We start from the raw sequence: 23,928 nt of genomic DNA, 5'->3' as shown, positions 1-23,928 counted from the left end.
TTTTAAGAAGCCTGCAAATAAAAGAGTCAATTCAACAGGTCTGAATTGTCAGAGCAAGTATTTATGTTTCTCTGCATTCCACCTTTCTTTATATAGGAGTATCAACTATCCCTCAAATAAGTTTCCTTGCAAACACAATAAGCGAAATATTTTTCAGAATTGCAGTCGTCCAGAAGGGATACACTCATAAAAATCTATGGAGATAAGAATGTCAGACTCATCCAGTAAACCCGTACTTGTCACCTGCGGCCTGCCTTATGCCAACGGCAAGGCCCATATAGGGCATCTCCGAACCTATGTGCCCGCCGATATTTTTGCCCGTTCCCTGCGGAAGGAAGGGAGGGAAGTTACCTTTGTCTGCGGCTCGGATACCCACGGCACTCCAATTGTCGTAAACGCCGAGGAGCTGGGGATCACCCCTAAAGAACTTGTAGAGATCTATCATAAGCACTTTGACGAAACTTTCAAGCAGCTCGGAGTTTACTTTGATGCTTTCGGGACAACCGATGACCCTGAAAATCATAACCGGACTCTGGATATTGTAAACAGGCTGATTGAAAAGGACTATGTGTACCCGAAAATTATAGAAATAGCCTACTGCCCTGCATGTAACCGCTTCCTTCCTGACCGCTATGTGGAAGGAGCCTGCCCGCACTGTGGCGAAACAGCCCGGGGTGATGAATGCGACCAGGGATGCGGAAAACACCTTGAGCCCGGAGAACTTCAGAACCCTGTATGCACTATCTGCGGAGGACCTGCAGAGTACCGGCATCAGGAACACTTCTTTTTCAAACTTTCCGAGTTCGGCGACTACCTGATGGATTACCTTTCAAACGACCTGGGAGGCACCACCAATGCTCGAAACTACGCACTTGGCTGGGTAAAACAGGGACTTACGGACTGGTGCATCACAAGGAACCTGGAATGGGGAGTTAGATTTCCGGGACATGAAGACCTTGTGGTTTACGTCTGGGTAGACGCTCCCATAGGATACATCGCTTTTACCGAGGAATGGGCTGCACAGGCAGGAGACTCCTGGGAAAAGTTCTGGAAGGGAGAAGGGGAAATCGTCCACTTTATCGGGGGGGACATTACCTACCACCACTGCATCTTCTGGCCTGCCATGCTTAACGGGGCGGACTATTCCGTGCCTACGGCTGTTGTAGCCTCAGGTATGGTTAAAATCGAAGACAAAAAGTTTTCCAAGACTCGTGGCTATGTTGTCTGGGTAGGGGAAGACTATCTTGACCACGGCTTCCATCCCGACCTCCTGAGGTATTACCTTGCAAGCTACACCTCCCATACCAAGGAACTTAACTTCTCCTGGCGCGTGCTCCAGGAAAAGATCAACGCCGAACTGGTGGCCGTACTCGGCAACTTCCTGTACAGGACCATGCTCTTTGCTTTCAAGAACTATGGAGAAGTCCCCGAAGGAAAACTCGAACCTGAAGTAAGCGCAGAAATCGAAGAAGCCCTGAAAGAAGTAAAAGAGGCAATGGCTGAGTACGAGTTTAAGAAAGCCGTGGATTCTGCCATGGCCCTTGCGTCTTTCGGGAACACATACTTCCAGTCCCACGAGCCCTGGAAACTAATAAAAGAAGACAGATCCGCATGTGGACAGGTTATCTATAATTGCCTCCACCTGGCAAAAGCCCTGAGCCTCATATTCGAACCCGTGCTCCCGCAGACCATGGAAACAGCCTGGAAAGGGCTCGGGCAGGAAAGCGATATCCATGCCTCACGGTACGAAGAAGCCCTTGTGCCCCTGAAGGCAGGCACAAAACTTGCAAAGCCTGAGCTTCTCTTTACCAAACTCGAAGACGACAGGATCGGAGAGATGGAAGAGATTGCAAACCAGAGGGTGAAAGCCGCAAACGCAAAAAAATCCGCAGCAAAGGGAGGCGAGAAAGAGCCTTCTAAGTCTGAAGGGATGGGGCCTTCGGAAGAGGCAAAAGTAGCCGAAAAGGCGGCAAAAGCTGAAGAAAAGGTGCCAATCGAAACCCTTCCCCAGATTGAGTATGAAGACTTTGCCAAGCTTGACATCAGGGTAGGGAAGGTGCTCTTTGTCGAACCTGTAAAGAAGTCCAGAAAACTCCTGAGGGTTGAAGTGGATATCGGAGAAGAAAAGCCAAGGCAGCTTGTAGCAGGCATGGCTTCGTACTACACTTCCGAAGAGCTCGTAGGCAAATATGTAGTTGTGCTTGCCAACCTTAAACCCGCCAAACTTTGCGGGGTTGAGTCAAACGGCATGATGCTCGCAGCCGATGACGGCGGGGCGATTGTAGCAGCTCTTATGCCGGACAAAGAAATCAAGCCGGGTTCCAGAATTAGGTAAGAATTGAATCCAGGAAAAGTAAAATTCGGGAAGCTGAAAAAATTATTTGGCTCTTCGCTGCTTCATACGGGCCGAAAATAATTGTTCGGTTAGAAAGTATCCAGGCAAAAAAAGAGAAACATCACGTTTAAATGTGATTTTCAACCATAAGTATTTCTAAATTTTAGATATGATACTTTGACATTCAGGATAGTTGATTTGCCATACTGGATAGTTGGTTTGACATTCAGGTTAGTTGATTTGACATTCCGGATAGTTGATAATCAGGAGATGAATCTAAGTTACCCACCCGAAACAGCGAAGAGCCGAAGTAAATGAATTATGGAATTGTGTCTCTATGACTGACATAGAAATAATGGACCTTACTCCGGAAAACATTGCTGAGTATGGTGTTTGCGGATACAAAGATTTAAAAAAGCACCTTGAGTTAAGAAGGAAAATTGACTGGTTTAAAGAATACTATCCGAAAGGGCTCAGGATAAAAGTAATCATCTCAAGAGAAGGCGGTTACCAGGGTATGCTTGAATATATCCCGGGAAAATATGCACACCGCCCGGTAGATGCAGAAGGATATATGTTTATCCATTGCATTTTTGTCGGATTCAAAAACGAGTTTAAAGGGAAAGGATATGCGTCTTCTTTGATCGAGGAGTGCATTAAGGATGCAAAAGAAGCAAACATGCAGGGCGTTGCGGTTGTTACAAGAAATGGCCCATTTATGGCCAGGAAAGATATTTTCTTAAAAAAGGAGTTTATTCCTGTCGATGAGGCTAAACCTGATTTTGAATTGATGGTTTTAAAATTCAACCCGAAAGCCCCGGATCCGAAGTTTAAAAACATCTCAGCGAATGTGGAGAAATATGAGGAAGGCCTGACCATCATACGCTCCGCCCAGTGTCCTTATTCAGTAAAAAACGTGGATGCTATTTTGGAAACTGCCAGAAACAAATTGAAAATAAAGGCTAACCTAATCGACCTTAAGGATTCGGAGGAAGCTCAACAAACACCCTGTGCTTTCGGAACATTTTGTATTATTTATAATGGGAAGGTCATCAGTCATCATCCAATCAGTAATACAAGATTTGAAAATATTATGAAAAAAATGTATTCCCTTTAATTCTGAATAGGTTTTCAGTCACAGGAAAAATATAATCGTTGTTCCACTTCTCTTTATCACATTTTGGATAAAAAGACTATATGTATTTGCAGTATTGTCTCTCCAGTCCTCAAGAATTATAAGATAATGAAAAAGATTCTGAACGCTGTAATCGGCTATATTGGACATTCCATTTTTACTGCTGATGATATTTACTGCTGACACAACAGCATTAATGGGTAAAAATGCTTTCAGTTCTTTTTTCCCAGCACCATCTCAAGGTAGGAAGTCCTGATAGAGTCCTTTTCATCAACTCCAAACTGGGACAAAAATTCAAACAACTTCTCCCTGGAGCTTTCAAGATCTTTTTCATCTTCCACATCAAGTTCTACTTCCAGGAATTCTCCCAGTCCCTCGACTGCATCAAGGCAGACGATTACTTCTCCTGCTCTGAATATTTCTCGTTTTTTGCGGACTGCTCCGGCTTCCGAGAACCCCAGGGCACGAAATATTTTCGCCGTTGTAGCCTCATCTACAGGAGTTTCGAGTTCTTCTCGGGTTTTGGAGACTTTATCAAGCTTAGGCCCTTTATAGGTTAAAACAGCCTGCCCGCCCAGAGAGCGGATCCTGAGGGCTTCATCGGTGTTTGCAAAGTCCCGATATGGAGCTGAAAAATAAGTGTCCGATTGTTCTTCAACTCCAATTTTATTTGCCCCGATTTTCTCAAGGAGAGGGCGGATCTTTGAGTGATCCGCTCTTACCTTGACTTCCACTTCAATCATAGTTTCCAGACATCTCCGGTTATGTTCAGGATTCAATCCGTTATTTATTAACTAAACCGTAAATTTATTAAATTTCCAGGAAGGAAAAGTCCTGGCCCTATCATTCTTCTGCCGGAACAAACTTGGTGCCGTAGTAGATCATACCGCGTTCGCCGTCTTCTCCGAGCTTTCTGAACACGGACCTGACCCGCGTTCCTATCTGGATTTTCTCAGGGTCGCCAACCACCTGGGAGGTCAGGCGGGGCCCTTCATCCAGCTTGATGATCGCAAGGGTATATGGAGCCTGGCCTTCAAAACCTTCCGCAGCTGTGTGAATTAGCGTATAGGTTACTATTTCGCCTGTGCCTTTAAATTTATAGGGTTCAATCTGACCCGATCGCCTGCAGTTCACGCAAAAATTACGGGGGGGGTAGAAATAGTTTCCACATTCATCACAACGGGTACCTTCAAGGTTGTACCTACTGCCGAGATTTCTCCAGAATCTTGGAACGGAAGACATCGGATATCACCTCTCCCTCGATAAGATATGTATTACTGCCGTTGCTCCTGACCCTCCTACGTTATGGGTCATTCCGTACTCTGCCCCTGCTACCTGGCGTTTGCCTGCATCCCCGCGCAGCTGGGTTACGATTTCCACAGCCTGTTTTATGCCTGTTGCTCCAACAGGATGTCCGCAGGCTTTCAGGCCGCCGGAGGTGTTGACAGGAATCCTGCCGCCAATAGCGGTTTCTCCATTTTCGGTGACAATTCCGCCTTTCCCTTTCTCCGCAAAGCCGAGGTCTTCAATTGCACAGATCTCGGCAATAGTAAAGCAGTCGTGTACTTCGACAAGGTCAATGTCTTCAGGGGTCAATTTTGCCATTGAATATGCCCTCTTTGCAGCCATCACGGTTGAGTCCAGAGTGGTGATGTCCCTCCTGTCATGAAGGGCAATTGTGTCACTTGCCTGTGCTGTCGCCTTAATGTAAATGGGAGTATCGGTATACTTGTGAGCGATGTCCGCAGGAGCTACAACAAGTGCCGATGCTCCGTCTGTTATTGGGGAGCAGTCGAAGATATGCAACGGATCAGCCACCATTATTGACTTCAGCACATCATCTACGGAGATTTCGTTCTTGTACTGAGCAATGGGATTTAAAGAGCCGTTTTTATGATTTTTTACGGCAACCTCTGCAAGCTGTTCACTGGTGGTTCCGTATCTATGCATGTGCAGTTTTGCAATCATTGCATACAGGCCGGGAAAAGTTGCTCCTGCCATACCTTCCCATTCACGGTCGGCTGCTGCTGCAAGAGCGGAGGATGCCTCTTCGGTCCCTACATCGGTCATTTTTTCCGCCCCTGCTGCAACTACGATATTGCTGTAGCCGGATGCTACTGCCATGATGGCCTGGCGCAGCGCAAGCCCGCCTGATGCACAGGCAGCCTCGACCCGGGTAGCCGGAATATGCAGGTTCTTGGAAAGCCCGGAATAATCCGCGATGAGGGCCCCTATATGTTCCTGGTCAACAAAACGGCCGCCACTCATGTTCCCTAGATACAGAGCATCGATTTCTTTTCCGCTAACATCTGCATCATCAAGTACTCCGATAGCGGCTTCTACAATTATGTCTCTCAAGGAGCGATCCCAGAGTTCCCCAAATTTAGTATTTTTTACTCCGATAATTGCTACGTCTCTCATTCTTATTCACCCCGTTTTCAGGCCAGACGGATCTTGCCTTTATGCCTGGCATACCTTGCGTAGTCGATGTATACGGGATCCTTGATAAGTTCGGAAACCTTCGGAGCCCTATTTCGGATTTCCTCAATCCTGTCGGTAACTGTTATGCTGAACGCGTCGGACCCTGCTCCTGACCCGAAGGCGGTTGCAAAAATACGGTCTCCGGGCTTTGCCTGGTCAAGGGTTGCAGCAATTCCCATCAGGCAGGAACCAGAATAGGTGTTCCCTATTTTCGGGACAACAAGTCCGGGAGTAATCTGGGCTTTTGTAAACCCGAGTATCTTTGCAGCTTTGCTAGGGAATTTCCCGTTTGGCTGGTGGAAGACTGCATAATCATAATCTTCAGGTTTTGTCCCGAGTTTTTCAAGCAGCCCTTTTGCGCCGTTTGTCACGTGCTTGAAGTATCCGGGCTCTCCCGTAAACCTGCCTCCATGTTCGGGATAGGGCATTCCTTCCCTTCTCCAGAAGTCAGGGGTATCCGTTGTAAAAGAGTATGTATCTTCAATGATTGCGGCAAGTTCGGATTCTTTTCTTCCGATCAGGCAGGCAACTCCGCCTGCAGCTGCAGTGTATTCAAGGGCATCGCTTGGGGCTCCCTGGGAAACGTCTGCTCCGATGGCCAGGCCAAGGTCGATCATTCCCGAGCCCACGAGGCCCATACAGGCCTGAACTGCGGCTGTTCCTGCTTTACAGGCAAACTCAAAGTCTGCTGCAGTCATTTCGGGGGTTGCGCCGATAGCCTGGGCGACGATGGTGCTTGTAGGTTTTACAGCGTAGGGATGACTTTCTGAACCCGTGTACACCGCCCCGATTCTGGAGGGATCTACGCCGCTTCTTGCCATTGCATATCTTGCCGCTTCCACTGCAATCGTTGCTGCGTCTTCGTCGACATCAGGCACGGACTTTTCGTACACCATGAGGCCATTTTTGAGAGCCTCGGCGTCATCACCCCAGAGCCGGGCGATTTCTTCAATTTTTATCCGGTATCTCGGGACATAAGCACCGTAAGATACAATTCCGATAGTCATGTGTTCACCTGTTTTTGAGTGTTTAAGGCATCAGTTTCAGGGTTCATTCCCTCGCATAATATTGACTGTATTTTTTCAGTAACTGCACAATCTGGTCGAGGTCCATTGTGGTTGCGACCAGGGGGATTCGGTCTACCTCCGCCATCTTGACTACAACAGGTTCAACCTCGTCATTACGGAGTCCGTGGAGCACAACAGCTCCGGGTTTCAGGTTGGTGACCCGGATAGCTACCATGGGGGATTTTCCGGTACTGACCTTCGTAAAGATCATGGCTCTGTCCGTACTCCAGCCGTAGAGCTTCTGGAATTCATGGGAGGAAAGTTCCAGGATCGCCCTCTGACTGTCGATGACAGAAAAACCATACAGAGGCTTTTCAGCTCCTTTGTAGACAATATCGCCTTCGATAAGGTTAACCAGTTTTGCAAGCTGTATCGGGATAGTATATTCATAGGTTGAGTAGATGGATTTAGAACTGTTTTCAGCGTTAAGTATGGATTCGTAAGCGTGGATCTTCTTCCCACCCCGCTCCATATCAATTTCAAGCAGCGATTCAACGATCTTCCGGACTATCAGTGTCCCTGGAGACTTTCGCCTTCCACTTTCATAGTCGCTGATCACAGAGGGGGATACCTTAAGGTAATTTGCAATATCGGTCTGGGATATCTCGAAGTTTAACCTCCACTTTTTCAGGGACTCTCCGGGCTTTTCCGAGAGTGTGATATCACCAGCCATTTTTTCCGCGAGACGGTTGCGCAGATTTTCTGAGGAATCGTTTGATGTCATGACTTCCTTAAACTAAGACGAAACATTACCATATATATCTAACGAATGCGAGTTCGGCAATTGTCGCAGTACTGGAGCGGTTTAAAAATGGATGTCTTCTACAAAAAATTTATAAGATCCGAAAGATAAATTGGAACGTGATGCCTGCAACTCCACGGAGCCCGGAGATAAGTGTCTCCGACCTTCTCCTATATATCAGCTGCCCGCGGCGGGTGTACTTTGTCAGCCGCGGATTTGAACTATTTCCGGAAATAAACGCTTCACGGCTCGAGAGAATGCTCCTGAAAGAGCTCTCTCTAAATTATCCTGAAATTGTGAGCAAGTGTTCGTTAAACGCCGATACCCTGTGTAAAGAACTTGAAGTTGCCCTCAATCAGGCATATGAAGATCTCCCGTTAATGTTTCCGGGGGATTTTACCCGCATAGAAGGGGGCGCACTGGAAGAAGGGAGCGCGCGGGCAAGAGCAAAAATTCCGGAAATTGTGGCGAACCTTCTAAGAGGGCTTGAAGAATATGGAAAAGACACCATGCTTGCGGCACTTACCCCTGTAAAAACCGAGCCTTTTCTTTCCTCGGAAAAACTTAACCTGAAAGGTGTCCCCTCCAAAATAGTCTGTTTTGAGGACACGAATGTTCCTTCAATCCTGAAACCGGGAAACTGCCCTGTCCAGGGGGTTTGGGCGTCCGATAGAATGCATGCTGCATCTCTTGCCCTCCTCCTTGAAGCCGAATCCGGAAAAGAGGTCCCTTTCGCTTTTGTTGAGTATGTAAGTTTCGGGCTTCTCCGAAAAGTGGTCATCCGAAGTTCGGACAGGAGAGAGGTGTTGAAAATCTGCAGGCGGGTGGAAAAAATAAAAGCCGGACTCATGCCTGAAAAAACTGAAGAAAAATTCTGCACGCAATGTACATTTTCAGAGCATTGTGTTTCGAATTCTTCTCTTATGTCTAAGTTTTTTTGAACAGAATATTGACAAAAAATTACAACACAATGAAAAAGAGCAAAAACCAGAAGAATGTACCATGTTAGGGTGATAGAAGGTAACACTAAAGCGCATTAATAAATAGGTAAAAAACGATACAAAAGAAATATGTTGCTCTGTAATGAATTGTAAGGATTTTTTCAAATTTGGTTGAACGGTTAGTATCTTTTTTAATATGAATATTATAAATTTTTCATCCTGATGGCTAACTTACGTTGGGCATGGGTGTATACGCTTTCTGACCAAAATCTCAAACAATTCCAAAATCTCAAACAATTAGTCCTATTATACAGGGCTTTTTAAATAATTAATCATAAATCCTACATACTTTGGATTGTTAGACTCTTTGGTCAGAAAACTTATAAGGAGTTAACAACCAGGAATTTATGGAGTAAAAAAAGAGGAATTATTTCCTTTCTTCTTTTGTTTATTTCTGTGGTTCTCACCATTTTTTGAATGTGATATCATGAAAACCGGAAATTTATTGTTTATAGGAATAGTGGTCGGACTTGTGTTATTCGGGTTTTTTGAATTTTTAGGGTTTGATCCAACATACGGAGGGATTATAGGTGCTGTTGTTGTAGGCATATTAATTGGTAAAACCATAGGCAAAGGGTCGGAAAAATATGCTTTTTTTTCAATATTTACATATAACCTGATTGGCTGGATTTTAGTATTTTTGTTTACCTCCGATGGAAAGCTCGCGTTACAATATGGGGGTGTAGCTCTGTCTGCTCTCATCGGTTTTGCGCTCATTATGGCTTTTTTCTATTCAGTAATAGGGTTCTTTGGGGCATTTGTTGCCTCCAACCTCAGCAGTAATCAACAGGACGAAAGATTATGAATTTTTCTGAAATACGGATTATTGGAGAAGATGAAACATTAAGGGGTTCAAAAAGTAGATATGTTTGGCTTTTTGGCGGAGTTTTTATCTTTCTTTGTTTTCTGGTAATGCACTATAGTACCAGTTACCTTTTCCTTTTCTTTTCAAATTCCGGCGACATCCCGTATACTTTGATTTCTTATCAGGTGGTGTTGTTTATCGGACCTTTCATGACTATGATAGCGTCTTTTGATATCATAAGCAGTGAAACTGAAACCGGGTCGGTAAGATACATCCTCTCCAAGGTCCACAGGTCATCTTTTGTCTTAGGAAAGTTTTTCTTTTTATTACTGGTATTTACGTCCGTTTCCTCCGGAATTGCACTTATAAGCTTGATATATCAGTATTCCTCAGGAAACGCCTTTCAGTTCGAAAGTATCATCCTATTCTGGGTTTCTTCAAGCCTTTATTTGGGATGTTTCATAAGTATTTTTATATTTATCTCAACGCTGTCTGCAAACAACAAAATTTCATTCACAATGTCTGCAGTCTTTCTTGGGATTTTGATATTTTTCATATTACAGGGAAATGAAAGTTATCTAAAATATATCACCCCCTTTTTTTATGGGGCTAAAAATATGGAGTTTATGAGAGGCTTCCCGGTTGAAGGTGGATATCTTAAAGTTTTTGAAAGCCTGCTGTCAATGTTCCTGTACATACTGGCCTTTTTATCCATGAGTTTGGTAGCCATTAAAAGGAGGGATTTCTAATTACTGTGGCTATCTCTACCAAAAAACTGTACAAAAAGTACGGTTCCCGTTTTGTTCTGGAAGATCTCTCCCTGAATGTAGAAAAAGGAAGTATCTACGGTTTTTTGGGCCGGAACGGTGCCGGAAAAACAACCACAATAAAATTATTGTCAGGGCTTTCAACGCCTACACAGGGGCAAATTTTTGTTGACGGCATGGACATGTCTTCCGAATCGGGAAAGATTAAACAGCTCCTGGGTCTGGTTCCTCAGGATTCCGGTTTTTACGATGAGAGGACAGCCTTAAGCCACATGATCTATTACGGCAGGTTAAAAGGCCTGAGTAAAAAAGAGAGCTTGGAACAATCTCGGAATTTACTGGATCAGGTTGGGCTTGGCAATGAAATGTTCAAAAAAGTGGCTTATTTTTCCCATGGTATGAAAACACGGCTGGGAATTGCCCAGGCTCTTTTGAATAAGCCGGAAGTACTGGTTCTTGACGAACCAACAAACGGTCTTGATCCTGTTGGTATCCGGCAAATTCGGCAAATTCTTCGCGAGTGCAATAACAGAGGGATTACGATATTTCTTTCATCCCATAACCTTCTGGAAGTACAGGAGATCTGTACCTATGTCGGGATTCTGGACAAAGGCAAGCTTATTGCCGAAAGTGCAATTGAGAAAATTCGCCACCTTGAGTCAAATGGAGTTATTACGATTGGAGTATACAATCTCTCTTCTGAGATGATTTCTTTGATCAAGAGTCTGGAGTTTGTTGTAAAAACCGAATTGAAAGCCGAAAATACTCTGGACATTTTCGTAAATTCCAGGATAGATGTCAAACCGGAAATCAACAGGTTAATTGTTGAAAGCGGAGGCCGTGTTTTCAAACTTATAGAAAATTCTCTCTCATTGGAAGATGCTTTTCTTAATGCCACAGGAATGAATCTTTAACTTTCAGGTAGGAAAGCCGTGTTTTTGCTTCAAAAGGAAACATGGCTTTACCCATGTCTGCGAAGGTCGGATCATACAATTAGTTGTTCCCAAAACCCGGATTTAGATCCTAAATTTTTGCGTTTCCTTTTGTTTCCTTTTAATAGTATCCTTCGGTTTTTAATTTTAGGGGAACCCTTGCGTTAGGTGTGAGTATATATATTTTCCCTCCAGTATCTCAAACAATTTGTCCTATTAAATAATATTTCTGAAAAGGTGGATTGTATATCCAGTATTCTCTCAATTGTTAGAGACTATGGTCAGAAAACTTATTAGGAGTTGACAAAGAGGGACTTGTAGAGTTCAAATGGACTTTCAGAATAATTCTGACATGGGAACATTGCTTCTGGCAATGTTACTTGCATACGCGGTGCTTATGCCGGCGGTAAGTGCAGAGGAAAATTTAAAAACAGGTGATAAGCCTTCAGAATGGGAGCAGGGGTTAATTGATGCACTGAACTCAAATACAGAAAACCTATCCACAGACGATGTGATTGCGGATTATTGTAAAGCAAACAGACATAAAGTTTCAATGCCAAAGCTCGATACTGCTTCAGATGAAAACAATTCCAGGACATATCAACTGAAAGACGGATCAAATATAACTTTCACAAATCAAGGTTATTTTGTTATTGATAATCTGATAGTAGAAGAAACAAACAATAATACCGTCCAGTTAAATAACCAAAAAAATACAATCCAGCTAAATAGTAAAAAAAGTGAAATGGATTCCCAATCGCTGGTGAATCCGGATTATACTTCTACTCTAACTCACTCCGTAAGTGAGTATAATTTCCTTGGTTGGAAATTGTTTACAGTTACCACAGAAGGGTATTTTGGGTATGATCACCAATCCGTACAGCCTTATCATCTAGACTCATGGTACGTGCACAATATGCCTCTCAATCTCTGGCAGATTTCTAACTGGGAAGATGGTGAGTATCTAACTTCTAACAATACTGCAGAAGTTTACGGTCAGGGAAATTTCCATTACGGTTTTGAATACAGGGGCAACAGCATAACTGTTCAAAACTATTACATCAAGGTTTATTTATCGTGTGATCGAAATGGAAATTATGGGACTCATTACTCTATAACCGATCTTAACCAAAAACTCAAAATTGGTCCCCTGAATCTTGAATTCTGAACTCTCAATCAACTTATCAACGCTTAATAAACTCTTATCAACGCTCAATCAACCCTTATCAACTCTCAATCAAGCTTCTGATTATGTAAATTGGTTCTGATACTTTTGATTTTAAGAAGAAACCTTGTTTGGGATCAGCTCAATTATTGAAATGAATTAATTTCTTTGTATGGGTGTGAATTTATTATGAAAAGATCAAGTTATGAAATATTGTTTCTCGCTTGTTTTGCCTTTTTTTTTATTTTGAATCTTCTGAATGTGATTGGTCAACCTGATATGTCAATTCTTATAGCAATAATTATTGCAGCATTTATGGAATCTCTAATTCCTTATTTGGTTATAATTCTGATTATACACATAGTAAATCATGACAGCAGAGAATCTTAATTAAAAAATATTTTACTAAGTTGCTGCCTTTTAGTTGAGTGTGTAATGAGACTATATATAGGCTCTACATAATCCAGAATTAAGAACTTCTACAGAATCAACTTCAGGGTACTTATGAAAATGTAAAAACCGAGAATGTTTTCCCGCGCCGAATTATTGAGATTTTTTTGAATGCTATTGAACGGTTTGTCTCTTCCTTTACACAGCACATTTACAATTTTTAATCCTATAATGCACTTGCTCCGGTACGAGTATATAAGTTCTCTGACTAGGATCTTAAACAATTCTTCATATCAAGTGACATTTCAGAGAACTGTAATAATAAGTCCGACGTTCTTTCTGATTGTTAGAGACTATGGTCAGAAAACTTATAAGGAGTTATGTAAAAGGAATTTTTAGAGTTTGAAGATACATTCCAGGCAACCTGAACTTTTCATTTTTTCAATTTTCATGATATAGAAATATTAGCACAGTAAGCAGAACCGGGATTTGTTTCAATAAAACAATAGGGTCGTCAGTTAACTACTTTCCGTTTAATTCAAACCCGTTCCTCACTTATTGAGATTAGTTTAAAACTTAGATTCCTTTGAGTGAAAGCATAAAAATATCTGTGGTTAAGAATCTGGCATCTTTGAAAACACGAGAGTAAGGCCCTGAAGGATAGGACGTAAAATAATGGAAATAAACAGACAAATAATTTGCCCACTTATCTTTGTTGTTTTTTTGGTAACGATCACAGGGTCGGTTTCTGGAGTTGCCGCTGATCCTGAAGTCAAAATGAAACCGGTGGGACATTTCGGTGGGACGACGGATGCTGTTGATGTCGCTGGCAATTATGCCTATGTTGGACAGGGGCAGGACCTTTTGATATTGGATATAACTAATCCCTCTTCACCTGTTTTAGTGAGTAAGATCATGATAGAAGGTTTAGTAAGGGACGTAAAAGTTTCCCGAGATTATGCCTATGTAGCCGATGAGGATAATGGTCTTATGATTGTTGATATCAGCAATCCTGCTTCTCCTACCCTGAAAGGAAGCTACAATATTTCCGGATATACTTATTGTGTTGCAGTTTCCGGTAATTACGCTTATGTAACTGATGACGATGGCTTTTTGATTGTTGATATCAGTAATCCTTCCGATCCGATTCTCAAAGGGCGTTATGCCGGTTCTACTGGCGATATTGCAGTTTCCGGGAATTACACCTTCGTAGCCGATTGGGATAATGGTCTTATGATTGTTGATATCAGCAATCCTTCTTCACCTGTTTTTAAAGGGAGCTACGATACTGAAGGAGGTATTTACGGTGTCTCAATTTCCGGGAATTACGCCTATGTGGCCGATGGCAATGCCGGTCTTTTGATTGTTGATGTCAGCAATCCTTCTTCTCCTACTCTCAAAGGAAGCTACAATACTGCCGGAATTGCTTGTGATGTTTCAGTTTTGGGCAAATACGCCTACGTGGCTGATAATGATAAAGGTCTTGCGATAATTGATATTAGCAATCCTTCTTCTCCAACTCTCAAAGGAAGCTGTGATACTCCAGGATATGCCAGAGATATTTCAGCTTCAGGTAATTATGTCTGTATAGCGGATAAAAATGATTTTGTGATTGTTGATATCAGCAATCCTTCTTATCCAGGTCTCAAAGAAATTTACAATACTATTGGAATGAGTAAAAGTATTTCTATTTCGGGCAATTATGCCTATGTGGCCGATTGGGATAACGGTCTTTTGATTGTTGATATCAGCAATCCTTCTTCTCCCATTCTCAAAGGAAGTTGCAATACTCCCGGATCTGCTCAAGACGTTGTGGTTTCAGGCGATTATGCTTATATAGCCGATAGGAATGATCTTGTGATTGTTGACATAAGCAATCCGTCGTCTCCAATTCTGAAAGAAACTTTCAATACTGGGGGATGGGCTCAACATATTACGGTTTCCGGCAATTATGCCTATGTAACCGACAATGCTAACGGTATTTTCATTGTTGACATCGGCAATCCTTCTTCTCCAACTCTTAAGGGGATTTATGATACTTCTCCAACCGTCATAGAAAATTATGCGTATATTGCATGTATCTGGAATGTTGAGGTTTCGGGTAATTATGCCTATGTAGCCGATGAAGGAGACGGTCTTTTGATTGTTGATATCAGCAATCCTTCTTCTCCTATTTTAACTGGAAGTTATGATACTGCAGGGCATGCTTGCGATGTTGCAGTTTCAGGAAACTATGCCTATGTAGCCGATAGCAAAAATGGGCTTGTGGTTATCGACATTAGTAATCCTTCTTCTCCGGTTATGATAGGAAGGTATGATACTGCAGGATATGCTGACCGTGTTTCAATTTCAGGCAATTACGCCTATGTAGCCGTTGATAATGGTCTTATAATCGTTGATATCAGCAATCCTTCATCTCCGATTTTAAAAGGGATTTATGCCGTTTATGCCAGTGATATTGAAGTTTCAGGGAATTATATCTATGCAATTGATGGTGTTAACGGTCTTGTTATTCTGAAAGCAAATCCTGAACATTCAGCATTTTTTGTTGCAGACTTTAGTAGTAATATCACCTCCGGTTACGCTCCTCTCTCGGTCCAGTTTAATGATCGCTCTCAGAACGCAACTTTATGGAACTGGGACTTTGGAGATGGATTTAATTCAACCGATCAAAATCCGGTCCATACTTACTCCTCAGCAGGAACCTATACTGTTAACCTGACAGTAAACAATGAAGGCAGAACAGCCTCAAAAGAGGCCGCGATCTTTGTGCTGAATGCAACAAGTCCAGGTGAAAACGGAATAGTCGGCGAAGGAAACGGTAGTTCTGGGGCAACCTTAACAACAGATACAGGCATTCCTGCAAAAGAAAGCAAAAGAACTCCCGGATTTGAAATCGTTTACGGGATGATAAGCCTGACAGTTGCATTCTGGATAAAGGAGAAATAAAAAGTAAGAAAACTTTATCCTGATATTATTTTGCCTCAAGATTCGTTTCAATTTTTTCATACATTCATAACCCTAAAACCTTATCAGATTCGATTTTATCCGGAAATCGAATTAAATTATAGAAGATTTTAGAAAATATCATAACTCCGGATTTTTTGATAACAATACTGGCATGAAGGACAAACACTGCTTGGAAAACAAAAGATGAAAAGTAAAACTATCTCAACAATACCAATTGCAACTTTTTCGATTCCACTTCCATCTATGGTAATGTCTAATAAAGCACGTAGAGGACATACTCTCATAAGAGCTTTTGGAACAACGGCGTTTGTGATTCTAACACTGGTGGGCTTAGCAGGCGCAGCTCCATTTGCATATGTGACGAGTATAGGAATCGACACCGGTACTGTCTTTGTAATTGACACCGCAACTGACAGTCTAACAGCTGTGATACCTGTAGAAGGCTGGGCCGGAGAAGTCGCAATCAACCCTGCAGGAACAAAGGTATATGTGACAGACATATCAGGATTAAGCACCACCGTCTCTGTAATTGATACAGCTACAAATACAGTTGATGCCGTAGTGGATGTGGGGGGTTATCCTCGAGGAGTTGCAGTCAATCCGACGGGATCAAGGGTTTATGTAACGAATCGTTACAGTAGAGTAGAGGATAATAGCAACAATGTCTCTGTAATTAACACAGTAATTGGCACATCCACAAACACTGTAATGGATCCGGTTAATATGGGGTTGAGTACTTATAACGTTGCATTTACACCGGATGGGGAAAAAATCTATGCTACTAACAGCCGCAATAACACTACTTCTGTGCTTGATGCGGCTACAAACAAAGTTACAGCCACTGTACCTGTAGGAGACTATCCTACTGATGTTGCAATCAGTCCTGATGGAAATAAGGTGTATGTGATTAATTCGGGCAGCAACAATGTTTCTGTAATTGACACCAATACAAACAACGTTACAGGAACTGTGCCTGTAGGAGACGGGCCCAGTGATATTGCGGTCAGTCCTGATGGAACTAAAATATATGTGACGAACTCCGGTTCCCTTGATGAACCGGGTAACACTGTTTCTGTAATTAATACAGCAACAAACAGTGTTACAGCTACAGTGTCCATAGGAACTGCTCCCAGAGGAGTTGCAGTCACTCCAGATGGAAAAAAGGCCTATGTAGTGGTCTCTGATATTCACTCCAGTGACTACACAGATAATGTCTCCGTAATTGACACAACCACAAACAAAGTTACAGCAACTGTAAATACAGGAAAATATACTATGAACTGTCCTTTTGGAGTTGTCATTGGACCTCTTAAATGTTCTGAAATTACTGATCAAATTAAGATTGTAAGTTCCAATGAAACTGACAAAAGTACAGTGGCTATTTTTAATGCAACTGAAGATATAGGAGTTGAAGAAACTAACTTCTCGCCGTCTGACGAAAAAAACATTACTGTACCCAACAATTCAAACAACACTAACAATAATAACTCTGAATCTGATAATGGCAGTGGTTCAGGTGAAAACGAGTCGAGAAAGAGTAACTCTGCTCCGGGCTTTGGATTGTTGGGAAGCTTAGCCTGTCTGTATGGTGGATGGAAACTCGGGAAAAAGTAACACAAGGGAAAAAGTGACACAGGGCTTGGATTGAATATCTATTGCTGGCATTGCTGGCGGCTGACGATTCATTCCTATCAACCCAGGTAAATGAAAAGCATAGAAACTGACGATTGAAGCTTTAAGCATACTGTGAGGGATTAAAACCTTTCATCTTTTTGCGGTGTTGGTATGGGCAAAATCAGTACAGAACTCGCTATTTTTGTTATATTTCTTATTCTTGTAGTTCTTTGGGGGTTATTTATTAAGACGCCAGTTGATAAGGAACCAACGGTCAACAATGAGCTTAAGGTATGCGGCATATATGTCCAGTTTGAAAACGGAACTTCCGATTATGAAGTTGAAACTATTCTTGAAAACTACAACATGACTGTGAACTATAGTATCGAATACAATAATAGGAATATGGCGGACGACTGCTACATCATGTTAGACAAAGATGAAAGGGATGTAAGGCGCGAACTGAGTGAAGAAATGAAGGAAGAGAATCAAGACTGGATGGTGTCTTCTCCTTCACATGTTGTCCGGAAAGGAGATTATTACGTAATTATGGTATCTGAGCAGGCTATTAATGATGAAACTTTTCTTGCGATACTGGAGAAATATGATATTCGGTTGAAAAAGTCTGTCTGGTGCTATATTCGCTTTGAAAAGCCGGACGGGACCAGATATTGGATTCCGGAAGAAGATGCGATCAGAATAAAAAATGAGCTTGAAAATAATGAAAGTGTTTTTTCTGTACATATTGGCTATATCTATGATCAATAATTTATTCACATTTTTGAGAAGATGTTTGAAGACTATTCGGATACAAGAGCAATGCAGGTAATCGGCATGCAGGTGATCGTATGCACATTCGACCCTGACAATTTTGGGTCGTGTCCGCGAGGTTATGGATGTGAATTTATTATGATGAAAAAATCATACAACGTATTGCTTATCATTTGCTTTGCAGTCTTTTTTATTCCGAATATATTAGAGCCTATCCGAAAAGTCCTGCTGCTCTGAAAGTTATCCATGAGCATGCGAAATGAAGCATAGAAAAGTAATCCTTGATTTTCTCTTCCCATCTAATCAGTAGCCTTCTGAATCTATTCAGCCATGAATGTATCCTTTCCGCAACCCACCTTCTTGCTCTGTAATCCGGTATCTCTTTTTTATGTTTTCTTCTCCACATCTTCTGATCCGGGCCCCGTATAGTCATATTCTTCAATTAATTCTCTGATAGCAGCAAATTCGGGACACTGCTAACACTCAGTGCAAAAGTTCTACCCTGAAGCCTTTTTTTGAGCCAACCAATGAATTGTACAGGCTAGCTGCAATACGCCCTATGAAGTATCCAGATACTCCATAAAATATAGGCAGACTGAGTACAGCCCATTTCCCGAAAATCAAGGAAAAAATTCCGAATTTTCTTGGCACCGAAAATCCCATAAAAGCAGCGATTGTTGTAAAGATTCCGAAAATGAAACCCATTGTTCCGTAAAGGATTGTAAGGATTTTCCCGAATGTTACCGAATCGATTTCTTTTATTACTACCATGACTTTCCCCCAATACCTTATATTTTTTGCATTTTTATATAATTATGTTACTATTATTTTTGAGATCTCTGAAAGATAAACATCTATAAGGCACACGTACTCAGAAAATCATTCGGAGGAGGTCGAGAAAATCTGCAAAAAAGCCAAAGCCTTTTAAAGGTGAACCTCTCTCAATCTGCTTGACATGTCCAGACCAGCATACCTTGGCAAAATGCTCCTGCACTGGTGCGAAACCTGCAATGTGCCTGTGCTCGGGAAAAAATGTGGGTGCGGAAAAAGAACAAAACGAGTTGAAGTCACTCCTCCCGGAGATATCCGCCCGGCTTTTGATTATGATATAAGACGCATAAATTCCGTTTCTGAAAAACAATTCAATGCTCCTCTTATCCCCGAAGGCACCTTGTGGTGCTCAACAAAGCCCCTTATGAAGACCGGATGGATGAAATCATAGTGGACGGAGAAGTCCTTGCATCCATCAGGTTTGAAATAGAGAGCTGTGAATGGGTCCTTCTCCCCCGCCTGGAAGCGGCAAGGCGGCTTTTCCAGGGCAGGGACAGAAAAGACCTGAAAAAATGGGTGGTTATTGAGGAGGAAATTCTGCCTTTTATCCTGAAAAAAGGAGCAAGTATCCTCGCTCCCGGGGTTCTTGATGCAGACCCTGAAATCAAAAAAGAGGATGAAGTCGTTGTCCTGAACCCTGCCGGAGAAGTGGTCTGCTGCGGACGCGCACGGATGGCAGGAAAAGAGATGATTGAGGAAAAACGCGGAAACGCGGTAAAGCCTCGCTGGAGTGCGGAGCCGAAGGCTGCAAAAATCCTCGCTCCCGGAAAAAGCTGGAACGACGCCGTAAAAGCCAATGAAAAAATCCTGAACCCCATGATAGAGGATGCCCATGACTTTATAAGAAATGTTTCTGGAAGTATGGACCTTAAAGTCAGTGTCTCCTATTCCGGAGGCAAGGACAGCCTTGCAGTGCTTCAGCTTGTGGATGAAACTCTGGACAATTATGAATTGATGTTTGCAGATACCGGGCTTGAGTTTCCGGAAACCCTTGAAAACGTCCGAAAGGTTGCGGAATATTACGGAAAGCCTCTCAGGACGGCAAGTGCGGGGGATTCCTTCTGGGAGTCTATAGGAATTTTCGGTCCTCCTACAATGGATACGCGCTGGTGCTGTAAGATCTGCAAACTCGGGCCTATTACCCAGTTGATTGACGAAAACTATGAAGGGGGCTGTCTGAGTTTTATAGGGCAGCGCCAGTACGAGTCCCACGCACGTTCCATCAGTAAAAGGGTCTGGAAAAACCCCTGGGTAGGAAATCAGGTTGGGGCTTCTCCTATTCAGGAATGGACAGCTCTTCATGTCTGGCTTTACCTCTTCAGGACAAAAGCTCCCTACAATCCGGCTTATGAAAAAGGGTATGACAGGATGGGCTGCTGGCTCTGTCCCTCTTCATCCCTTTCCGACTTTTTCCAGCTTGAAGAGAGCCACCCCGAGCTTGCAAAAAAACTTAACTCCCATCTCCTGGTTTATGCAGAGAAGATGGGGCTTTCTCCCGAATGGGTAAGGTACGGCCTATGGCGCTTCAAACGCTATCCTACAGTTCTGCAGGCACTTGCGGATAAAAAGGGAATTTCCTTGCTCCCTTCCCAGGAAACTCCCGGAGAGCTCCATTTTGAAGTTGCTACAGGCTACCGGCCCTGTAAAGCAGGTGGAATCTCTGCGGACGGAAGCTTCGGGCAGGCAATAAATCTTGAAACACTGGAAGAAAGCGGGATGCTCAATCCTGTCGGAAAAGTCTCCTTCATCGAAGGGGCCGCTTCTGTTGCTCACGGGGAATCGAGAGCTCAGGTCTTTGCTTCCGGAAACGTAAACGGAAGAAGTGCTGACGAAAAAACCCTTAAAAAACTCATGCGAAAGGTCGAGTTCTCAGTAAGAAGGGCTATTCTCTGCCAGGGATGCGGGGTCTGCGTAGGACACTGCGAGCATAACGCAATTCAAATGAAAGAAAAAAGAGCCTGGATCAGGGAGAGCTGTACCCACTGCGGAGCCTGCATCGAAGTCTGCCCGCTTGTAAAATTCATGTGAATAATCCTCAAATGGTCAGGTTGTCCACACTTAATTGCTTGACACTATTCCGGAAATCCGGACCTGCATCTTCTTTTTTCTTTCCTGTGCCCGTACATTTTGGTTTTAGTTTTTCTTTTCTACATTGCACGAGCTGTAGCGGCTCATTCGCCAGAGAATAAATGATACCCTGCCAACTTGCCCTGTTTTTGAAAGAATCAGGATTTCGAAATTTCTTCCCTGACCTCAGTTCAGAGATATGATTCTGGAATACACTACTGGAGGACAAGAGAAAGCTATCATTCTTTTGTGATAACTTGAACAAAACTAGCAAAAATCTATGAATTAGTCTGCTTGAACGAGCGAAGCCCACTGCTGGAACCTATAAATTAACCCTCTTGAGCGTAGCTCACTTTTTCTCATAATAGTCTGGTTGAGCGGAGCGAAACAGATAGTGGGCTCCTGAATCGCAACTCGGGCTGCAGAGCCGCAACTCTGCTGAAACGGACCGCGTACTGTTGCGATTACATCGCAACTCCCATGAAATCTCCGATTCCCTGCGATCCTGAGGTGCAATTCGGGCGGCGAAACTCGGGCGAGGCGCAATTCGGGAAAAAAGCAGATGAAATGTAAGGTAGCCCCTCGGCAAGGTAGGGCGGATGGGATTAAAACCAGAGAAGGTTACCTTGCCTGGACCTCAGGCTCCGTGGCCTGTATATAGTATTATTCGGCATCAATATTGATCTCAAAGCAACTTGCTATCTGATTGCCCCTCCGGTATGTACCTGTTATCTTTTGACTACCCTGAGAAGTTACCCGAATATCCCATATACGGTATCCCCCACTACCTGTCTGTTCCTCATCTTCGGGGACGAACCTGTCCCTCATTATCTGTAAGCCGTTACTGGTTGCGATGTCCCAGCTGAATCCGCTGACCGGATTTTCCGGAAACTGGATTGTAAACGGTTTTTTAATCATATTTCCCTCTCCTGACCGTCCTTATGCAGCCTCCTTCCTCTCTTCCCAACTTTAAAATTTTCGCCATTTTAGCGCATTCCAAATCAAGTGCCATTTTGAAGAAATGCGCATGCAGAGCTGATCTACATTAAAAATAGCTGGCTTAAAAAATGGGATAGAAATTCAGGTTCTGGAAGTAATTTCGGAATAATTCCTATATTATTATTACATTTCTTCTATGATAAATTTTATGAAATAATTCTCTTCCGGGTTAACAATAATGAGAACTAAACGGGTTAAATCTTTTTGACTGAGGCAAAGGCTGTTTATATACTAAATAATAATATAAATAATGTAGATTACTAGACGCCTCTATGGGCCCAACGGAGTAAACGTAACTCTCTGGAACTGTACGGTTGATAGAGAAAACATAGAATCCAGATATATACAGGCAGTGATACAGGGGTATCCCCAAAAATATGTACAAAGCAGCATTCGGAATTAATAATCAAAAAGGCTTGTCTGACCTTTTTTTTTCTGAAGCCCCCCTACCCTTACTCCCACACGCCGGAATTCGGTTTTGCTTTCCGAAAGGAACTCGCTAAGGATTTCACGGGCAGCTTCAAGCAAGGTTTCCTTTGAAGAAACCGGATGATTGAGGGTACGGCTCTTCGTATACGTCCTGAAATTTGAGTTTATGACCGTAACGGTTACAACCCTGAAGGAGAGCTCCCTTGAGTCCAGTTTTTCAATAACGTCTCCTGCAAGCTTCTCCAGCAGCGAAAGGATAAGCTCCTGGTCCAGCGTATCCTCAGGCAGAGTTGCAATCCTCCCTATCTGTTCCGAGCCTTCTCTTTCCTTAAGGGGAGAGTCATCTATTCCTGAGGCAGCCTGCTTAAGCCACGTGCCCCGGGATTTCCCAAAAGTGGAAATAAGTTCGATAACATCATGTTCCGCTAAGTCCTTTACCGTAACTATGTCCATTTCCTGCAATTTTTTTGCAGTTACATCCCCTATCCCCCAGAGTTTGGATACCTTCAGGGGCCAGAGAAAGGCTTCCTGGTTTTCCGGGCTCACTACCGTAATCCCATCAGGTTTTTTTGCGGAAGAAGCCATCTTGGCAATCAGTTTGTTAGGACCTATTCCTATAGAGCAGGTCAGGTTTTCTTTTTCTTTTATTTCCTTCTTTATCTGCATCCCCAGCTCAAAAGCCAGGTTAAAGTCTCCTCCTGCCCTGTAGGTAATTTCAAGGAAAGCTTCATCAACACTTATCTGTTCAAAGGAATCTCCATTTTCTCCGGGATCTGCATAGCTGCGAAGGATTTCCATGATCCTGTCCGAAACCGAAGTGTAAAACTCCTTCCTGACCGGCAGGAAAACGGCTTCAGGGTTAAGTTTCTTTGCCCTTGAACAGGGCATTCCCGACCTTATTCCAAACTCTCGAGCAATGTAATTGCATGTGCTTACCGATCCGCTGAGTTCGCTTCGCCCGGAAAGCATGCAGACCACAACGGCTTTCCCGAGGAGTTCGGGTTTTTCCCGTTCCTCTATGGCTGCATAAAAATAGTCCATGTCTACATGAATAATTACCCGCTGCATCACAGTAAAAGATGCGGGGAAGATTTGTATATTTATCTCTTAAGCTCTGGAACAGGAAAAGTACAGGCAATGACGTAAAACTTAGAATATATCAAAAACATCAAGCTTAAGCAACAAAATGAAATATTGAAGCATTACCTTTTAGTCACTAAGTAAAGTTTAAATCAGTGTTCTTTCTAAATACATTTTGTCTACACAATGTGTGTTTGTGATAAATTACTGTATCAATTGATTTCATCAATTAATGTAATCTGTAAAATCCTGGCTTTAATATGTTTTAGCCTGTAAAAATTAAATAATATGCTGATTTCATTTGATTTTGATCAATATTCAATCATTTAGAATAATTCTTTTTTGAT

20 protein-coding genes and 2 pseudogenes are annotated in these 23,928 nt (G+C 42.8%); 12 read left to right on the top strand and 10 right to left on the bottom strand.

The window, feature by feature from the left end:
- Positions 1-208: 208 nt before the first annotated feature.
- Together metG and MA_RS21115 are read left to right on the top strand one after the other, a co-directional pair.
- Positions 209-2,335 (top strand): methionine--tRNA ligase, encoded by a 2,127-nt coding sequence (gene metG, locus MA_RS21120; protein ID WP_048065884.1) that lies wholly within the window; start codon positions 209-211, stop codon positions 2,333-2,335.
- Positions 2,336-2,672: 337 nt separating this feature from the next.
- Complete coding sequence (locus MA_RS21115) at positions 2,673-3,452, top strand: GNAT family N-acetyltransferase (protein WP_011023938.1); 780 nt, start codon at positions 2,673-2,675, stop codon at positions 3,450-3,452.
- A gap of 230 nt (positions 3,453-3,682) precedes the next feature.
- Here the strand turns inward: MA_RS21115 and cyaB are convergent, their stop codons facing one another.
- From cyaB to MA_RS21090, 5 genes are all read right to left on the bottom strand, one after another.
- Complete coding sequence (gene cyaB / locus MA_RS21110) at positions 3,683-4,213, bottom strand: class IV adenylate cyclase (RefSeq protein ID WP_011023937.1); 531 nt, start codon at positions 4,211-4,213, stop codon at positions 3,683-3,685.
- Positions 4,214-4,313: 100 nt separating this feature from the next.
- Entirely contained in the window at positions 4,314-4,712 is a 399-nt protein-coding gene (locus tag MA_RS21105; RefSeq protein ID WP_011023936.1) for a Zn-ribbon domain-containing OB-fold protein, read from the bottom strand.
- A gap of 6 nt (positions 4,713-4,718) precedes the next feature.
- Positions 4,719-5,891 carry a thiolase domain-containing protein gene (locus tag MA_RS21100; protein ID WP_011023935.1) on the bottom strand — a complete coding sequence of 391 codons (1,173 nt, stop codon included), beginning with the start codon at positions 5,889-5,891 and terminating at the stop codon, positions 4,719-4,721.
- A gap of 17 nt (positions 5,892-5,908) precedes the next feature.
- Entirely contained in the window at positions 5,909-6,958 is a 1,050-nt protein-coding gene (locus MA_RS21095; RefSeq protein ID WP_011023934.1) for a hydroxymethylglutaryl-CoA synthase, read from the bottom strand.
- Between the two features lie 43 nt (positions 6,959-7,001).
- Positions 7,002-7,742 carry a helix-turn-helix domain-containing protein gene (locus MA_RS21090; RefSeq protein ID WP_011023933.1) on the bottom strand — a complete coding sequence of 247 codons (741 nt, stop codon included), beginning with the start codon at positions 7,740-7,742 and terminating at the stop codon, positions 7,002-7,004.
- Between the two features lie 140 nt (positions 7,743-7,882).
- Here MA_RS21090 and MA_RS21085 point away from each other — a divergent pair, with 140 nt between their 5' ends.
- The 9 genes from MA_RS21085 to MA_RS27620 all read left to right on the top strand — a co-directional run bounded on the left by MA_RS21085 (position 7,883) and on the right by MA_RS27620 (position 18,412).
- Entirely contained in the window at positions 7,883-8,701 is an 819-nt protein-coding gene (locus MA_RS21085) for a Dna2/Cas4 domain-containing protein (protein WP_048065883.1), read from the top strand.
- Between the two features lie 487 nt (positions 8,702-9,188).
- Entirely contained in the window at positions 9,189-9,566 is a 378-nt protein-coding gene (locus MA_RS21080) for a hypothetical protein (RefSeq protein ID WP_011023931.1), read from the top strand.
- A gap of 233 nt (positions 9,567-9,799) precedes the next feature.
- The gene (locus MA_RS21075) at positions 9,800-10,315 is read left to right on the top strand and encodes an ABC transporter permease (protein WP_226990903.1); all 516 of its coding nucleotides are present in this window, start codon (positions 9,800-9,802) and stop codon (positions 10,313-10,315) included.
- Between the two features lie 5 nt (positions 10,316-10,320).
- The gene (locus MA_RS21070; protein WP_226990678.1) at positions 10,321-11,247 is read left to right on the top strand and encodes an ABC transporter ATP-binding protein; all 927 of its coding nucleotides are present in this window, start codon (positions 10,321-10,323) and stop codon (positions 11,245-11,247) included.
- 346 nt (positions 11,248-11,593) lie between these two features.
- Entirely contained in the window at positions 11,594-12,433 is an 840-nt protein-coding gene (locus tag MA_RS21065) for a hypothetical protein (protein ID WP_193589508.1), read from the top strand.
- Positions 12,434-13,495: 1,062 nt separating this feature from the next.
- Positions 13,496-15,769 (top strand): PKD domain-containing protein, encoded by a 2,274-nt coding sequence (locus MA_RS21055; RefSeq protein ID WP_011023927.1) that lies wholly within the window; start codon positions 13,496-13,498, stop codon positions 15,767-15,769.
- A 264-nt stretch (positions 15,770-16,033) separates the two neighbouring features.
- Positions 16,034-17,404, top strand: coding sequence for a beta-propeller fold lactonase family protein (locus MA_RS21050; RefSeq protein ID WP_011023926.1), 1,371 nt, complete (start codon positions 16,034-16,036; stop codon positions 17,402-17,404).
- 171 nt (positions 17,405-17,575) lie between these two features.
- Positions 17,576-18,172 carry a UPF0228 family protein gene (locus MA_RS21045; protein ID WP_011023925.1) on the top strand — a complete coding sequence of 199 codons (597 nt, stop codon included), beginning with the start codon at positions 17,576-17,578 and terminating at the stop codon, positions 18,170-18,172.
- Positions 18,173-18,193: 21 nt separating this feature from the next.
- Positions 18,194-18,412 carry a hypothetical protein gene (locus tag MA_RS27620; protein WP_157860367.1) on the top strand — a complete coding sequence of 73 codons (219 nt, stop codon included), beginning with the start codon at positions 18,194-18,196 and terminating at the stop codon, positions 18,410-18,412.
- On the opposite strand, the pseudogene MA_RS21040 reads toward MA_RS27620, so the two are convergent.
- Together MA_RS21040 and MA_RS21035 are read right to left on the bottom strand one after the other, a co-directional pair.
- Positions 18,387-18,642, bottom strand: a pseudogene (locus MA_RS21040) (IS5/IS1182 family transposase); the annotation flags it as partial. The gene MA_RS27620 and the pseudogene MA_RS21040 sit on opposite strands and share 26 nt — an antisense overlap.
- A 16-nt stretch (positions 18,643-18,658) precedes the next feature.
- On the bottom strand, positions 18,659-18,946 hold the full coding sequence (locus tag MA_RS21035) for a hypothetical protein (RefSeq protein ID WP_011023923.1): 288 nt from the start codon (positions 18,944-18,946) through the stop codon (positions 18,659-18,661).
- Positions 18,947-19,130: 184 nt separating this feature from the next.
- On the opposite strand from MA_RS21035, the pseudogene MA_RS21030 reads away from it, so the two are divergent.
- Positions 19,131-21,034, top strand: a pseudogene (locus MA_RS21030) (phosphoadenosine phosphosulfate reductase family protein).
- A 7-nt stretch (positions 21,035-21,041) separates the two neighbouring features.
- Here the strand turns inward: MA_RS21030 and MA_RS29570 are convergent.
- The 3 genes from MA_RS29570 to dinB all read right to left on the bottom strand — a co-directional run bounded on the left by MA_RS29570 (position 21,042) and on the right by dinB (position 23,569).
- Positions 21,042-21,164 (bottom strand): hypothetical protein, encoded by a 123-nt coding sequence (locus MA_RS29570; RefSeq protein ID WP_282679155.1) that lies wholly within the window; start codon positions 21,162-21,164, stop codon positions 21,042-21,044.
- A 572-nt stretch (positions 21,165-21,736) separates the two neighbouring features.
- On the bottom strand, positions 21,737-21,991 hold the full coding sequence (locus MA_RS21020; RefSeq protein WP_011023922.1) for a protease inhibitor I42 family protein: 255 nt from the start codon (positions 21,989-21,991) through the stop codon (positions 21,737-21,739).
- A gap of 480 nt (positions 21,992-22,471) precedes the next feature.
- Positions 22,472-23,569 carry a DNA polymerase IV gene (gene dinB, locus MA_RS21015; protein WP_048066563.1) on the bottom strand — a complete coding sequence of 366 codons (1,098 nt, stop codon included), beginning with the start codon at positions 23,567-23,569 and terminating at the stop codon, positions 22,472-22,474.
- Positions 23,570-23,928 lie beyond the last annotated feature (359 nt).

Source organism: Methanosarcina acetivorans C2A (genome assembly GCF_000007345.1).
GTDB classification, from domain to species: Archaea; Halobacteriota; Methanosarcinia; order Methanosarcinales; family Methanosarcinaceae; genus Methanosarcina; species Methanosarcina acetivorans.
Note: the sequence above shows the minus strand (reverse complement) of the source record. Positions and strands in the feature narration are given on the sequence as shown.

Excerpts from the sequence above, each read along its gene's own strand:
- metG (WP_048065884.1), top strand. The coding sequence starts at position 209 with ATGTCAGACTCATCCAGTAAACCCGTACTTGTCACCTGCGGCCTGCCT.
- MA_RS21115 (WP_011023938.1), top strand. The coding sequence starts at position 2,673 with ATGACTGACATAGAAATAATGGACCTTACTCCGGAAAACATTGCTGAG.
- cyaB (WP_011023937.1), bottom strand. The coding sequence starts at position 4,213 with ATGATTGAAGTGGAAGTCAAGGTAAGAGCGGATCACTCAAAGATCCGC.
- MA_RS21105 (WP_011023936.1), bottom strand. The coding sequence starts at position 4,712 with ATGTCTTCCGTTCCAAGATTCTGGAGAAATCTCGGCAGTAGGTACAAC.
- MA_RS21100 (WP_011023935.1), bottom strand. The coding sequence starts at position 5,891 with ATGAGAGACGTAGCAATTATCGGAGTAAAAAATACTAAATTTGGGGAA.
- MA_RS21095 (WP_011023934.1), bottom strand. The coding sequence starts at position 6,958 with ATGACTATCGGAATTGTATCTTACGGTGCTTATGTCCCGAGATACCGG.
- MA_RS21090 (WP_011023933.1), bottom strand. The coding sequence starts at position 7,742 with ATGACATCAAACGATTCCTCAGAAAATCTGCGCAACCGTCTCGCGGAA.
- MA_RS21085 (WP_048065883.1), top strand. The coding sequence starts at position 7,883 with ATGCCTGCAACTCCACGGAGCCCGGAGATAAGTGTCTCCGACCTTCTC.
- MA_RS21080 (WP_011023931.1), top strand. The coding sequence starts at position 9,189 with ATGAAAACCGGAAATTTATTGTTTATAGGAATAGTGGTCGGACTTGTG.
- MA_RS21065 (WP_193589508.1), top strand. The coding sequence starts at position 11,594 with ATGGACTTTCAGAATAATTCTGACATGGGAACATTGCTTCTGGCAATG.
- MA_RS21055 (WP_011023927.1), top strand. The coding sequence starts at position 13,496 with ATGGAAATAAACAGACAAATAATTTGCCCACTTATCTTTGTTGTTTTT.
- MA_RS21050 (WP_011023926.1), top strand. The coding sequence starts at position 16,034 with ATGGTAATGTCTAATAAAGCACGTAGAGGACATACTCTCATAAGAGCT.
- MA_RS21045 (WP_011023925.1), top strand. The coding sequence starts at position 17,576 with ATGGGCAAAATCAGTACAGAACTCGCTATTTTTGTTATATTTCTTATT.
- MA_RS27620 (WP_157860367.1), top strand. The coding sequence starts at position 18,194 with ATGTTTGAAGACTATTCGGATACAAGAGCAATGCAGGTAATCGGCATG.
- MA_RS21035 (WP_011023923.1), bottom strand. The coding sequence starts at position 18,946 with ATGGTAGTAATAAAAGAAATCGATTCGGTAACATTCGGGAAAATCCTT.
- MA_RS21020 (WP_011023922.1), bottom strand. The coding sequence starts at position 21,991 with ATGATTAAAAAACCGTTTACAATCCAGTTTCCGGAAAATCCGGTCAGC.
- dinB (WP_048066563.1), bottom strand. The coding sequence starts at position 23,569 with ATGCAGCGGGTAATTATTCATGTAGACATGGACTATTTTTATGCAGCC.